Source organism: Pseudomonas sp. P108 (assembly GCF_032613195.1).
Taxonomy (GTDB): Bacteria; Pseudomonadota; Gammaproteobacteria; order Pseudomonadales; family Pseudomonadaceae; genus Aquipseudomonas.
Genome location: NZ_CP126691.1, coordinates 6,581,254 through 6,594,519 on the forward strand (window position 1 = coordinate 6,581,254; position 13,266 = coordinate 6,594,519).

The following is a 13,266-nucleotide window of genomic DNA, read 5'->3' on the forward strand; positions in this document are numbered from 1 at the left end:
GCGTTACAGAAGATCAAAAATAATGTTCAAGGCTCTTCCTTGAGCTTCAATAACGGCTCCTGAAAGCGCAGCAACCGCCCGGCATTGCCCAGTACCAGCAGCGTGCTGAGGTTGTGCAGCAGCGCGGCGATCATCGCCCCGGCCGCACCGAGCCAGCCGAATGCGGCGAACACGACGATGGCGAGCGTCCAGCCCAGACCAATGATCACGTTGACCTGCAACGTCCTGCGGCACTGACGGCTGAGGCGCACGCAGGTGCCCAGTCGGCGCAGGTCGCTGCCGATCAAAACGATGTCTGCCGAGGCCAGCGCAATGTCCGCACCTCCCGCGCCCATCGCCACACCAACCACGCCCGCCTTGAGCGCGAGCGAATCATTGATGCCGTCACCGACCACCATCGGCCGGAAGCCGTTGTCGATTTCCTTGAGCACACGATTGAGTTTGTCTTCGGGCAACGCCTGAGCTTCGACCTCATGCAACCCGACATCCTTGGCCAGCGACTGAGCCACGCTCTGGCGATCGCCAGTGAGCAACAGCTGTCGACCCAGACCCAGTTCACGCAATTCACTGAGGGCAAAGCGGGCCTCCGGTTTGACGCTGTCCGCCAGCAGCAGCCAGGCAAGGAACTCACCGTTGAGTGCCAGCCCGGCGATGGGGCCGTCATGATCGGGAATAGTTGTCGTAATAATGCCGAGTTGCGCGAACAACTCCGGGCGGCCAAGCGCCGCTTCGCCCTGCCCGGTCATGGCCACGACCCCGAGTCCCTGGCGCTCGTGGATATCACTCAACGGTAAGCATTGGTCTTGAGTGACCAGCCGTGCGAGCGCACGACTGACCGGGTGGCTGCTCGCCGCCCCGAGACTGGCGGCGAGTGCCATGATCGCGGACGACTCTGCGCGCGGGTTGTCGATCGACTGCAAGCGCAAGGTGCCGTAAGTCAGCGTCCCCGTCTTGTCGACCACCAGCGAAGTGAGATCCGCCAGCTCTTCAAGAAACGCTGAGCTGCGAATCAGAATGCCGTGGCGTGCCGCCACTGCCACACCGGCAATCGCCGTCGCCGGGGCAGACAACACCAACGCGCAGGGACACGCCGCTACCAACACGGCGAGCATTGCCTGCGCATCATTGGTGATGAACCAGGTCACCGCCGCCAGCAACAACACCAGCACCATGTAGCTGCCGGCGTAACGTTCAAGCAAACGTGTGATCGGCGGCTTCGAGCGCTCGGCGTTCTGCATCAGCGCGATGACCTTGCCGAGCGTCGACTCATCGCCGGTTCGCGTCACTTCGATGCGCAACAGGCCGTCGAGGTTGATCGCGCCGCCAAATACGCTCATGCCGACGCCCGCCTCGACCGGCACTGATTCCCCGGTAATCGAAGCGGTGTCGAGGCTGGCTTGGCCAGACAACACCCGACCATCTGCCGGCACTCGATCCCCGGCTCGCACCTCAACGGTGTCGCCAGCTTTCAACGTGCCGTTGTCCACTTCGATGATCGAGCCATCCGTCAGTACCTTACGCGCATGGCTGCGGGTCAGTTGACCGAGGGCATGAATCGCTTCCTGCGAACCGATGACGCTGCGTTCCTCCAGCACATGGCCGAAGATCATGATGATCGGCAGCAACGCCGCCGTCAGCAGATCACCGGTTGCCCACGCGCCGAGCATGGCCAGAGCAATCAGTTGATCAGTGATGCCATGCAGACTCGGATAACGCAGGCTGTACCACGCCGAACGCATGACCGGCACGGCGACCAATAAAGAAGCGAAACCCAACAGCAACTGGCTGACACCGGTTTGCTCCGGCACCAGCCAACGCCAGATCAAGCCCAGACCCAGCAAGCCCAGTGCAAGCATGGCCAAGGTCAGTTGTCGGGCAGCGCGGCGTTGTTCGGCCGAGGACAACAGACTTGGTGCGGCGATGGTCGCGGTCATTTACTGGCTCCCTGAATGATCAGGCGGGAATCGTCTTTCGGGTTGACCGTGGTTACCGATCCGGCCTGACCGAGAATCTTCGGCATGCGCTCGCGATAAAGGCGCAGGAGCATTTGCGGGTCGGTGCTGCTGGCCAGACTCGATACCGTGGCGGTGTCGGCCGAGGCTTTGGCCAGGCGCTCACCGGCCTGCGCGTGAGCAACTTGCAGCGTGCGGTCGGCTTGTTGGTTGGCGGTCTGCGTGAGTTTCTCGGCGTCGGTGCGTGCGTTGGCCACGGCTTTGTCGGCTTGCTGACTGGCGGTCAACACCGCATTGAAAGCACTGACCGCCGGATCGGGCAGACTCGATTGCACATCGACCCGCGCCACCTCGATACCGATGCCCTGCCCGCTCGCCTTCAACTCGGCCAAGCGTTTGTTGATGCCTTGCACCAGATCACCGCGCAGCCGTTCACGGCGTTCGGCCGCTTGATTATCGGCGCCGATCAACTCTGGGCGAGCCACCAGAATGGTGTCCAGATCCCGCGCGGCAGTCAGTGCCACAGCGCTGCGGGTGACCAATCGATCCAACGCCGGCAGCACATGATCAGCCTGCAAGGCAAAGTCATAAGGATCGGTGACTTTGTAAAACACCCGCACATCCAGTTGCACCACCCCCGCATCACCGGTCAGTAAATAGCCAGAACCGGCCAGGGCATCGCTGATGGGTGCAGCGAAAGATGCGACCCGATCGGCCTTGAGCGCCTCATCGCTGCGCAGCAGATTCTCGACGCGACGTTCAATAACCCGATCGGCTGCCGGTAACAGAATCACCTGTTCGAAAGGCTGTGGCCAGGCCAACAAAAGACCGGCGTTGTGGATGCGATCCAGCGCGCCGAAGTGTAGAACCACCGCTCGATTCTGAGGATCGATTTGCCGCACATTGGAAAACGCCCAAGCCAACGCGGCCAGTACCGTCACCGCATACAAAGCAAAAAATGCCAAACGTCCAGCCTGAATCCACGGACTGTTCAGCGCATGTGTTCCACGTGGAACTTGTTCATTCATGGCTGCAAACCGGATTTGCTGTCGAGTGTCGGCGGGCCGTCGACCAGCACGCGGAATGGCGCAGCATCGGTGCGCAGAATCAGTTTGGTGTCCGGCGTGACGATAGTGCCAAGGGTGTCCAGCGAACGAAGCAAGTTATACAGCTGCGGTGAACTGGCGTACGCACGGCCATAGATCTGTGCAGCTTCGACGCGAGATTGTGCTTCGATTTCTGCCGCTTTCACCGTGGCGTCAGCCTGCACAATTCGCGCATCGCGCTCGGCAGCGGAACGAATTTGCGCGGCTTCGCGCTTGCCGATCGCCGTACGCTCGGTGGCAATTGTTTCACGCTCGGCGCGCATGCGATCGACCGTGGCGGTGAGCGTCACCGACGGCAAGGTCAAACGCTCAATGCCGACCTGCACGACACGCACGCCATAGGTCGCGAGCAATTGCTGATCGATCTGCTGACGCAACTGCGCTTCGAAGTCGGCGATGCGCACCTGACTGGCATCGGTGTTGACCAGATTCGCCAGATCGAAACTGCTGGCGGTGGTTTCCAGTGCCGAGCCGACAAAGGTACGAATCTGCCGCGCAGCCTCATCCGGCTGGTTCTGCACTGCGCGCATGAATCGCTGCACGTTGTCCGGATCGCCTTGAACCTGCCACGCCACGTAAGCCTGGACGATGATGCGCAGACCGTCACGGGTGCCGACATCCTGCAAGCCGCTGGACGTCGTCCGTAGCCGCAGATCCACCGGGATCGCCGCTTCGAACGGCGCCGGCCAGCGCCAGCTCAAACCCGGATCGAGCAACACCCGCGATGGATTACCGAAACGGGTGATGACCGTGGCTTCACCGGAGCGCACTTGCACCAGGCTCGCCGCAGCGATGGCGAACGCCACCAGCAACACGGCCCAGGCCATGCGCCGCCACGGAAACGGCCCCGCCTCTTCCGGCGCAACGTGGTGATGGTGATGATGCCCATGATGATGTCCGCCGTGGCCGTGATCGTGGCCGCTGTGATCATGCGGTTGGTGCGTGTGCGACTGGCTCAATGGGTGACTCCTGGTTGAGCGGTGGTGCGCGCGGGCGTCGGGTCAGCCGGCAACGTGAAGGTACGCAGATCGATGGTCGGCGCATTGCTGCTGCCACCAAGGCGATGATCGAGTACCAGCAATTTGGCTTTGCTCAGGCCCTGACTGAGCTGGCCGAGGTATTGCTCGAGCACGAAGGCCTGACCGGCACTGGCGTAGGCTTTTTGCTCGGCAGTGAATTTCAGATCCGCCGCTTGCGCCGTGGCACTGGTTTCCCGCGCATTGGCGCTGGCCTGATCGCGAGCAAGGCTGGCCTGCAACAGCGCCTGATTACTCGCTTCAGCAGCGGCGCCACGTTCGCGGGAGATCAACGCTTGCGCGCCGATCTGTGCGGCTTGCACGCTGTGATAGGCATTGGCGGCACCGGCCGGCGGGTGAATGGCTTCGACGACCGTGGCGAGAATCTCCACGCCACTGTTGAGTTGTTGCAAATCGCGTTGCACCGCACGACCGATCTCTTCGCCCAGCCCTACCCGATCTTCGCCGAGCAAACCGTCTAACGTGCGCGAGGCAAAATCGTGCACCAGAATCCGGCTGGCGGTGCTGCGGATCAGTGTCGGCACGTCGGCGCTGTTGTAGGTCGCCGCCACTGCTGCCTGATCAGTCAGGCCAATGCGATAGACGAAGCGCACGTCCATGTTGACGATCTGAAAGCTCTGCTGATCGCCACGGCTGCTGGCAATGACTTGCGATTTGTCATTGACGTGACTGGCGTCCCACAAACGATTGGCTGTGAATGGCGCCGGACCTTCAGCAGGATCGGCTCGCACCGGCACCGGATTCTCGCCGACGCTGGTTGCCAATTCGTGCACCACGCCGTTTTCAACGATCAGCACGCGCCCCAGCGGCCACGGCAAACCTGTATGCAATCCCGGGCCGAACACCTGCACCGGTTTGCCGAAACGCTCATAAATGCCGCGGCCTTGCAGGGGGATTTCATGAATGCCGGTGAGCAACCACCCCACGGCAGCAACCAACGCCAGCACCGGCAGAAACGCCCGGCGCATGTAACTGAACGCCCAGATCTGCCGCAGATCGATGCCAAAACGGTTGTGCAATTCATGCTGCAACGCGAGCAATGGCTGTGGCGGCCAGCGCAGCATGCCGGCGACGAAACTGCGCGCCATTAGCGTCGGTTCGAGCTGTTCTCGGCGCGGACTGAAAATCGAAAGAACAGCGCGCAATAACAGCTCAATCGCGACCAATCCCGGCAATATCCCCAGCAGAACGGCGACGCGAACCGGCCAAATGGCGTTCTCGCTGGCGAACAGTAAGCACAGCGCCCCAAGCACCAGCGTGATGATTGCCACACGCGTCAGTTGTGCCAGTGAGCCCGCGTCCGGCCATTGCGCGGGATTTTCCTGTGCGAGTTGTCGCTCCAGCACCAGCAAGCCGAACGCCAATAACAACGCCAGCGCCGCGCCGACTGTGGCGGATAAACCGACGGCCGCGGCGGGCAAAGCGAGGTTCCACACCTGGTCGATGCTTAACACCACCAGCAGCGCCAGACCGCCCAACCACAGGGTCGCCGCACCGATCTGGCCGAGCAGATGCAAACTGCGCTGGCTCAGGCGCTCCAGTAATCGCTCGTACCAACCTTGCGGCGCAGATTCTTCGTCCACGGCTACCGGCGTCACCGCGACAGGATTGATCGCCTGCGCGCGCCATTGCGTGACCCACCAAGCCGACTGCATCCCGGCAACCAACACCAGCAACGCCGCACTCTGATTGATCAGCAACGGCAACCACAACGACTGCGGAGCAAACAGGCCGACAAAAAACGCCAGCATCCACCCCGCCCCGGCCAATCCGCCAAGGCCGATCGCCCAACGTCGCAAGTACCGGCTCTGCACGGCCGCCTGCTGAAAGCGCGGCAGTCCGGTCACTTGCGTGCCATCCACCTCCAGATCGACTTGCATATCACCCCAAATTCAATGGTCCGCTGTTCATATCGTTACGATATAACGAAAAGCGTGAAATATTCGTACACAATTACCCTTATTCAAAGATGCCCAACCTGTCGCTTGCCTGAAGCCTTGACCGAAAAGCCTCGAAACGCACATATTACGTTCGTAATTTTTATCCGGAACTACTTTTAGCGATCCGCATCCATCAATCAGGAGCAAGCGCATGAGCAACTATGACGTAGTGATTCTGGGCGGCGGCCCCGGCGGTTATAACGCGGCGATCCGCGCCGGCCAGCTGGGCCTCAAGGCCGCTTGCGTGGAAGGTCGCGCGACCCTCGGCGGCACCTGTCTGAACGTCGGTTGCATGCCGTCCAAGGCCCTGTTGCATGCCTCGGAGCTGTATGACGCGGCGATGGGGGCGGAATTCGCCAACCTTGGCATCGAGGTCAAACCGACGCTGAACCTCGCGCAAATGATGAAACAAAAAAACGAAAGCGTGGCCGGCCTGACCAAAGGCATCGAATTTCTGTTTCGCAAAAACAAGGTCGACTGGATCAACGGCTGGGGCCACATCGACGGTCCCGGCAAGGTCACGGTGACTGGCGATCAGGGCAACAAAATCGAACTGACCGCCAACGACATCATCATCGCCACAGGTTCCGAGCCCACTCCCCTGCCAGGCGTCGAAATCGATAACAAACGCATCCTCGACTCAACGGGCGCGCTGTCGCTAAGTGAAGTGCCCAAGCATCTGGTGGTGATCGGTGCCGGCGTCATTGGCCTGGAATTGGGCTCGGTGTGGCGACGGCTGGGTGCGCAGGTCACCGTGGTCGAATACCTCGACCGCATTTGCCCCGGCGTCGATGGCGAGGCCGGGAAAACCCTGCAACGCTCGCTGAGCAAACAGGGCCTCGCCTTCAAGCTGAGCTCGAAAGTCACCAGCGCCACGTCTTCCGCCACCGGTGTACAGCTCAGCGTCGAGCCTGCGGCGGGTGGCAGCGCTGAACTGCTCGAGGCCGATTACGTGCTGGTGGCGATCGGTCGTCGTCCGTACACCCAAGGCCTGGGTCTGGAAAACGTCGGCCTGAGCACCGACAAACGCGGCATGCTCGCCAACAAACAGCATCGCACCGAAGCCGCTGGCATTTGGGTGATCGGCGACGTGACCTCAGGCCCGATGCTGGCGCACAAGGCTGAAGACGAGGCGATGGCCTGCGTCGAGCAGATCCACGGCAAGGCCGGCGAAGTCAATTACGACCTGATCCCCAACGTGATCTACACCCGACCGGAGCTGGCCAGCGTCGGCAAGACCGAAGAGCAACTGAAGGCTGAAGGGCGCGCCTACAAGGTCGGCAAGTTTCCGTTCACCGCCAACAGCCGGGCGAAAATCAACCATGAGACCGAGGGCTTTGCCAAAGTCATTGCCGACGAGCGCACGGACGAAGTACTCGGCGTACATCTCGTGGGACCGAGCGTCAGTGAAATGATTGGCGAGTTTTGTGTGGCGATGGAGTTCAGTGCTTCGGCCGAGGACATTGCGTTGACCTGCCATCCGCATCCAACAAGATCAGAGGCATTGCGCCAGGCGGCGATGAATGTCGAGGGAATGGCGACGCAGATGTAGGGTTCTGAAATCTTTATTGACCGGACTCCCGCTTTCGCGAGCAGGCTCGCTCCCACATTCGACCGCAGTCCTCCAGAAGGAGCGCGGTCACTGTGGGAGCGAGCCTGCTCGCGAAGGGTGCGACTCGGTCTACAGCGGAAGATGCCCCAAGGGCAAAGCCCCCGGCGTCTTCACCGTATGAATCGCAAAGTTGCTGCGAATATCGCTCACCCCGGGCAACTTCAACAGACAGCCGCTGAGAAAGCGGTCATACGCGCGCAAGTCCGGCACCACCACTTGCAGCAGAAAATCCGACTCTCCTGACACCAGAAACGCAGAAATCACTTCCGGCAATGCGGTGACAGCTTTGTAGAAGGCCTCGGCCTGCTCGTCGTTATGACGCTCGACCTTGACCCCGACAAACACCGTCAACCCCAGCCCGACCTCATCGCGATCGAGATTGGCCTGATAGCCACGGATCACCCCGGCCTCTTCCAGCATCCGCACCCGGCGTAGACACGGCGAGGCCGACAGGCCGATTTCGTCCGCCAGCTCGACATTGCTCAGGCGTCCATTGCGTTGCAGGGCCGCGAGAATCTTGCGATCAAAGGCGTCGAGTTTCATGTTTGGCAGATCCTGATAGTCGTTACGGTGAAAACCAGCAGGTTATGCTAAAGCAGCAGGCTTTTGAAGCGGACTACGCAAGCACCTGCCCCACCTTTCGGCCCTAGACTTGGCTCACCGAATCGACAACGAAAGGGGTGTAGCGTGGCGAGTCTCTGGCTGTTTTTCCTGGCATTGGCGGTGGTCTATCTGTTGCCCGGCCCGGACATGATCCTGCTGCTGCAAACCGGTGCCCGCCAGGGGCGCGGTGCGGCGCTGGCCACTGCCATCGGCCTGGGCGTTGCCCGTGGTTGTCACGTGGCCTTGGCGGCGTTGGGGCTGGCGGCGCTGTTCAAAGCCGCGCCGTGGACATTCGAGGCGGTGCGATTGGCGGGGGCGGCGTATCTGTTGTGGATCGGCATTCAATGCCTGCGCAGCACCCTGCTGCCGAACCTGACGACTGGCGAGGTGACCAACACCCACGGGCAATGGCGCGAAGCGATCCGTCGCGGTTTGCTGACCAATTTGCTCAACCCGAAAGCATTGCTGTTCTGCTCAGTGCTGTTACCGCAGTTCATCGTCACTGACGGTGCTCCGGTGCTGAACCAATTCGCCGTGCTCGGCATGTTGCTGGTCGGCATCGGTCTATTGTTCGACAGCGCCTACGCCCTCACCGGCGCCGCGCTGGGCCGTTGGCTACAACACAGTCCAACGGCCCAACGTGTACAACAATGGCTGTTTGGCAGCCTGCTGATCGGTTTCGCCGTGCGCCTGACCTTCGTCCAGCAGGCTTAGCCTTTGCGGGCCTTGCGCTGGCGACGACTGATCAACAGCAACGCAGCGCCCGCGACCAGCACAACCGCGCCGATCTGCACCGGCCACTTGTACGGCCGCAACGACGAGCGCACAGCATCGGTTACCTGAGTGACGTAACGCTTGTCGGCGTTTTCGAAATCCGGGTACGGGCACTGATTGCCGAAGTCCACCGCCCACGGTACGAACGGGCCTTCCTTGATATAGCGCTGATACAGCGCGCTCTGATCTTCCAGGCTGCTGTTCCAGCCAGCGGCGTTGCACAGCACAGCAGCAAACGCCTGACTGGTGTGCGGCAGGTTGTCAGCAGCGCGCCCGGCCAGCTCGGTGGCGACGAAACGGTAGTGATAGCGCTGATCCGGTTTCGCTTCGCTAGCGGTCTGACGCTGCACTTCGGCTTCGCTGACCAGCGGGCCGACTTTCAACTCAACACTTTCCAGGCTGTAGTTGCCACCGAACGTGGCGTAGTCCGGCGCCATCTCGTAACCGAGAATATCCATGCCCCACTCGCGGGCTGTCCACGCCGCGTTGTACAAGGCACTGGCGCGTTTGGTCGGCCACCACGCGGCATCGGCCTTCAGCCGTTGTTCGCCGTAGAGTCGGGCCTTGTTTTGCAGGTCGAGATTGTCGAAATAAGCCACCGCGTCGGCGTAATGCCCTTCGCGCAACAAGCGTCGACCAAGCAGATTGCGCAGGCTGGCGGCGACCGGCAGCGGCACGTAGTTGTCGCGCTCCTGCTGGGTCAATGCGGGCGGCGCCGGGACGTTATCGTCGACGTATTTTTTCAGCTCTTCGACTGTCAGCACACGCTCGGCCACGGTCGCAGCATCAAACCAATAGGTGCTGTTGCTGCGATACAACTGCACGAACGCTTGCAGGTATTCGCCGCGCTGCAAGGCGAGGATCGCGCTTTCGCCCTCGACCCGGCATTTCGGCTGCAGGCTCTCGTAAGCCCAGTCCGGCGTGCGGCGATAACCCCAGTCTTCTTTCTGCGGGAAGGCCTGCGCGGCTTTCGAATAGGCTGCGGCGGCGGCATTTTTATCACCGTCACGCACCGCCAGTTTCGCCCGCAGCCACCACGCCAGACCGCCGTCACCGGCGTTTTCGAGGAAAGCCTTGGCGCCGGCGTAATCGCCTTGTTGATAACTCATCGCCGCCAGACGATCCGCGTTTTCCAGACTGCCACGGGTGCTGTTTTGCAGCAGCTTCACCAGTTTCTTCTCGTTCGGCGGCTCATCGCCAAACGACCAGCCCTGGCGGCTGACCAGCGAGGCCGTCACCAATTGCTGCACGGATTTGTGCTGGAGCAACTCAGCCAGTTCGGCCTCGGGCAACTCCGCCAGTTCGTTCATCAATTGCTTGAGCGAGGTGTAACCCACCGCTGAGCCATGCAGATTCTGCGCTTCATACAATTCAATCGCGCCGTTCCAGTCGCCGGCGGCGCGCACAACACGCGCCTCTTCGCCAAGACTGGCAACACCCAGTTCCAGCGGATCGCTGAAACCATCGATGCTCAGTTGCCGGGCCTGCCGGAACGCATCACGCGATCGCTCCAGCGCGACGACTTTATCCCCGGCCTCGCTGCTCATGGCGAACAATGTACGCCCGAGAGAATACGCCGCCCACGTACTGCGCAACGGACGCTGATCCGCCGGCAGCGCCAGCAGCTTGTTGAAATAATCGACGGCGAGTTGATGCTCGCCCGTGGCAAATGCCACCGCGCCGGCCACGTACAAACGGATTTCCGCCGGCAGGCTGGCGCCCTGCACCTCGACCTGACGTGCATCGGTCAGCTCGCGCAATTGCTTGACCAGTACTTGCTGCTCGGCACTCAGGCCAGCCTGCTCGGCTTTTCCGCGCGCCTCGGCGGCCGCGTTTTCCTCGCCGTACAGGTCGTTGGGATTGTGCGTTGCAGCGGTGACGTTCTTCAGCCCGGCAATGGTTTTGCCGAGGCGACTGAGTTCGAAGTTGAAGTTGCCCTCAGGCAGATCCGCGAGAGTCTGCCCGCGATTGTCGAGCAGGCGCATGGGGAAATCCGGCCCGCAGGCGAACGCCGAACCCAGCGGCAGGCAGAGGCTCAGGCAGAGCAGATGGCGGGGCCAGTTACGGGTCAACATGCGAACCTCCTTGATCAATATTTGCGCAACGCGCCCAACCGATGACGCGTTGTCCACCCGCCGGCAATCGGCCGTCGCGCAGGCGGGTGAAGGTAAGCAGATCCGGGCTTTGTTGCAACGAGTAACCGGCGAGCGCATCGGCGCCTTCACAGTTTTGCGCCTTCAGCGTGATTTGCACCGGCCAGGCACTGTCGAGATTGCCCGGGTTGTCGAGTTTGATGTCGTACAGACCGCTGTGTTCGCTGAACGTCACGCCGAGCTGACTGACGAGTTGATCGCCACGGGCGACCGCGCGCAGGGTGGTCAGGCTCCAGGCGCGGCGATCATTGGCCAGCGGCAGACGAAACCAGATCAACCCGGCCAGATGCGCGGGCGGGCTCTCGCGCAAGGACTTGCCGAGCAGGCTCAACTGCTGCGGATCGGCGAGCAGCTCGCGGCGCTCACCGCCCCGCTCTATTTGCACTTCGCTCTCCACCACCGGCGCCCCGCCGTCATCCGGCAACAGCGCGACACCGTAAGCCGGCAGCGCGAGATAAAAAGGGTTATCGGTGATTCGCGCCCAGGCCTTGGCCCACTTCAACGCCTGATCAGGATCGAACAATCCCCGGCGCGGATCGCTGACGGCGTGGACTTGCAGCACACTGCTGTCGACGGTTTGCAGGAGTGTCGGCAATTGCGCACTGTCGAGCCAGGCTGGCAGTGCGGTGATGCTCAGCGGGATATCTTTCGGCAATGCCGAGCGCAGGTGTTTGAGGAATTCAGCGTAGACCGGCAAGCGTGCGTTACCGGCGTCGTGATCGATCTCGACGCCACTCAGCGTCAGGCCTTGCGCCTGCCACTCGGCGAGTACCTGAAGAATCTGCGTGGTGACTTGATCCTGATCCAGCGACTTGAGCTGGCCGTCGAGACGAATCACCGCGATCAACGGGCGGCCATCGGCTTTCAATAACGGCGCATCGATCCGGGCGCGACTCCATCCTGCGTTTGGAAAGGCCTGCAGCGCGAGGACGCGCAGTGTCGAGAAGTCATCGTGACTGTCACGCAGCGCCAGCGCATGGGCCGGCGTCCATTGGCGTTGCCAGATGTAGAGTTGTTGGTCGAGGGCTGGCGCATCGCGCTGCTCGCAACCCGACAGCAACACACCCAAAAACAGACCGACAATAAACCGCATACCTTCCAACCCCAGACCACACAAGGCTGCAAGGTTACACAAAACCTTGTGGGAGCGAGCCTGCTCGCGAAGGCATTGTGTCATTCAACCACGATGTCGACTGACACGGCCTCTTCGCGAGCAGGCTCGCTCCCACAAAGGAAAGTGCTCAGGGTTTACGGGCAATGATGACCTGGCTCTTCGCGACAACGGCATCCAGCGCCTGTTTGATCTGCGCCCCACGCGGCGAGTCGAGCACCGCTTGCCAGGTGTCGGCCCAGTGATTGAGCAGCGGATGATCCGGGTGGCTGAATTCGACCTTGGCCTCCCAGAACAGCAGCATCCACATCGACCAGTAAAATCCGTACTGGCTGTGGCTGATGATCTCCAGCCCTGCCTCGCTGACCATCGCCTTGAATTGCTCTTCGCTGATGATGCGAATGTGGTTGGGCTTCTGGAAATACTCGGCGGCGGCGATGTCTTTTTGCAGGTCTTCGGAACTTGGGTGCGGCACGCTCAACAGGTACAGCGCGCCCGGCTTGCCGACACGTACCAGTTCAGCGAGAAACTGCGCCGGGTCGTCGACATGCTCGATGACTTCGGTGGAAACCACGCGCGTCGCCGTGGCGTCGGCGATCGGCAATGGGTTGCAGTCGGTGACGTGGCATTCAACGTCCCGTGCTGGCGTGTCACTCAGGCGCTGGCGGGTCGCTTCGACTTTGCCTGCGTCGATGTCGGCGATGATGATTTTCGCTCCGCGCATGCCGCAAAAATGCACGTTGCCGCCATCGCCGCAGCCGACGTCGAGCAGCGTGTCATCGGCAGTCACCGGGAAGCCTTTGAACAACTCGCCGGTTTCCTGATTGAACCAGCCACTGAGCATCGCATCGTGCAGGCCGAGCATGTACGGATCGGTCTTCCCGGCAGCTGCGACTGGCAGCTCCGGGGCCGGTGCAGGCGTGCCCGCCGTGAGTTTCTTCAAAAGGCTCAGCATGAGGTGGCTCCAGGAGATGGGAC

General features: G+C 61.5%; 10 protein-coding genes. 2 read left to right on the top strand and 8 right to left on the bottom strand.

Features of this window, described 5'->3' with window-relative positions:
• Nucleotides 1-26: 26 nt before the first annotated feature.
• From QOM10_RS29270 to QOM10_RS29285, 4 genes are read right to left on the bottom strand one after another with little or no spacing between them, the layout of a single operon-like run.
• On the bottom strand, nt 27-1,934 hold the full coding sequence (locus QOM10_RS29270) for a heavy metal translocating P-type ATPase (protein ID WP_316917352.1): 1,908 nt from the start codon (nt 1,932-1,934) through the stop codon (nt 27-29).
• The gene (locus QOM10_RS29275; RefSeq protein WP_316917353.1) at nt 1,931-2,980 is read right to left on the bottom strand and encodes a protease modulator HflK; all 1,050 of its coding nucleotides are present in this window, start codon (nt 2,978-2,980) and stop codon (nt 1,931-1,933) included. Before QOM10_RS29275 ends, QOM10_RS29270 begins: the two co-directional genes overlap by 4 nt.
• Entirely contained in the window at nt 2,977-4,017 is a 1,041-nt protein-coding gene (locus QOM10_RS29280) for a protease modulator HflC (RefSeq protein WP_316917354.1), read from the bottom strand. Before QOM10_RS29280 ends, QOM10_RS29275 begins: the two co-directional genes overlap by 4 nt.
• On the bottom strand, nt 4,014-5,975 hold the full coding sequence (locus tag QOM10_RS29285; protein ID WP_316917355.1) for a protease modulator HflK: 1,962 nt from the start codon (nt 5,973-5,975) through the stop codon (nt 4,014-4,016). Before QOM10_RS29285 ends, QOM10_RS29280 begins: the two co-directional genes overlap by 4 nt.
• A gap of 211 nt (nt 5,976-6,186) precedes the next feature.
• Between QOM10_RS29285 and lpdA the strand changes: the two genes are divergently transcribed.
• Nucleotides 6,187-7,587, top strand: a complete 1,401-nt coding sequence (lpdA, locus tag QOM10_RS29290; protein WP_316917356.1) for a dihydrolipoyl dehydrogenase — start codon at nt 6,187-6,189, stop codon at nt 7,585-7,587.
• 129 nt (nt 7,588-7,716) lie between these two features.
• Here the strand turns inward: lpdA and QOM10_RS29295 are convergent, their stop codons facing one another.
• Nucleotides 7,717-8,190, bottom strand: a complete 474-nt coding sequence (locus QOM10_RS29295; protein WP_064116528.1) for an Lrp/AsnC family transcriptional regulator — start codon at nt 8,188-8,190, stop codon at nt 7,717-7,719.
• A 144-nt stretch (nt 8,191-8,334) separates the two neighbouring features.
• On the opposite strand from QOM10_RS29295, the gene QOM10_RS29300 reads away from it, so the two are divergent.
• The gene (locus QOM10_RS29300; RefSeq protein ID WP_316917357.1) at nt 8,335-8,964 is read left to right on the top strand and encodes a LysE family translocator; all 630 of its coding nucleotides are present in this window, start codon (nt 8,335-8,337) and stop codon (nt 8,962-8,964) included.
• On the opposite strand, the gene QOM10_RS29305 is transcribed toward QOM10_RS29300, so the two are convergent.
• The 3 genes from QOM10_RS29305 to QOM10_RS29315 form a co-directional block, all read right to left on the bottom strand.
• On the bottom strand, nt 8,961-11,099 hold the full coding sequence (locus tag QOM10_RS29305; protein ID WP_316917358.1) for a hypothetical protein: 2,139 nt from the start codon (nt 11,097-11,099) through the stop codon (nt 8,961-8,963). The two genes, QOM10_RS29300 and QOM10_RS29305, sit on opposite strands and share 4 nt — an antisense overlap.
• Nucleotides 11,086-12,270: a DUF3142 domain-containing protein gene (locus QOM10_RS29310; RefSeq protein ID WP_316917360.1), complete on the bottom strand. Its 1,185-nt coding sequence runs from the start codon at nt 12,268-12,270 to the stop codon at nt 11,086-11,088. The genes QOM10_RS29305 and QOM10_RS29310 overlap by 14 nt, the downstream gene beginning before the upstream one ends.
• Before the next feature lie 148 nt (nt 12,271-12,418).
• Nucleotides 12,419-13,243: a class I SAM-dependent methyltransferase gene (locus tag QOM10_RS29315; protein ID WP_127930319.1), complete on the bottom strand. Its 825-nt coding sequence runs from the start codon at nt 13,241-13,243 to the stop codon at nt 12,419-12,421.
• Nucleotides 13,244-13,266: the final 23 nt, after the last annotated feature.

Coding starts and splice junctions, on each gene's coding strand:
- QOM10_RS29270 (WP_316917352.1), bottom strand. CDS start 1,934: ATGACCGCGACCATCGCCGCACCAAGTCTGTTGTCCTCGGCCGAACAA.
- QOM10_RS29275 (WP_316917353.1), bottom strand. CDS start 2,980: ATGAATGAACAAGTTCCACGTGGAACACATGCGCTGAACAGTCCGTGG.
- QOM10_RS29285 (WP_316917355.1), bottom strand. CDS start 5,975: ATGCAAGTCGATCTGGAGGTGGATGGCACGCAAGTGACCGGACTGCCG.
- lpdA (WP_316917356.1), top strand. CDS start 6,187: ATGAGCAACTATGACGTAGTGATTCTGGGCGGCGGCCCCGGCGGTTAT.
- QOM10_RS29295 (WP_064116528.1), bottom strand. CDS start 8,190: ATGAAACTCGACGCCTTTGATCGCAAGATTCTCGCGGCCCTGCAACGC.
- QOM10_RS29305 (WP_316917358.1), bottom strand. CDS start 11,099: ATGTTGACCCGTAACTGGCCCCGCCATCTGCTCTGCCTGAGCCTCTGC.
- QOM10_RS29310 (WP_316917360.1), bottom strand. CDS start 12,270: ATGCGGTTTATTGTCGGTCTGTTTTTGGGTGTGTTGCTGTCGGGTTGC.
- QOM10_RS29315 (WP_127930319.1), bottom strand. CDS start 13,243: ATGCTGAGCCTTTTGAAGAAACTCACGGCGGGCACGCCTGCACCGGCC.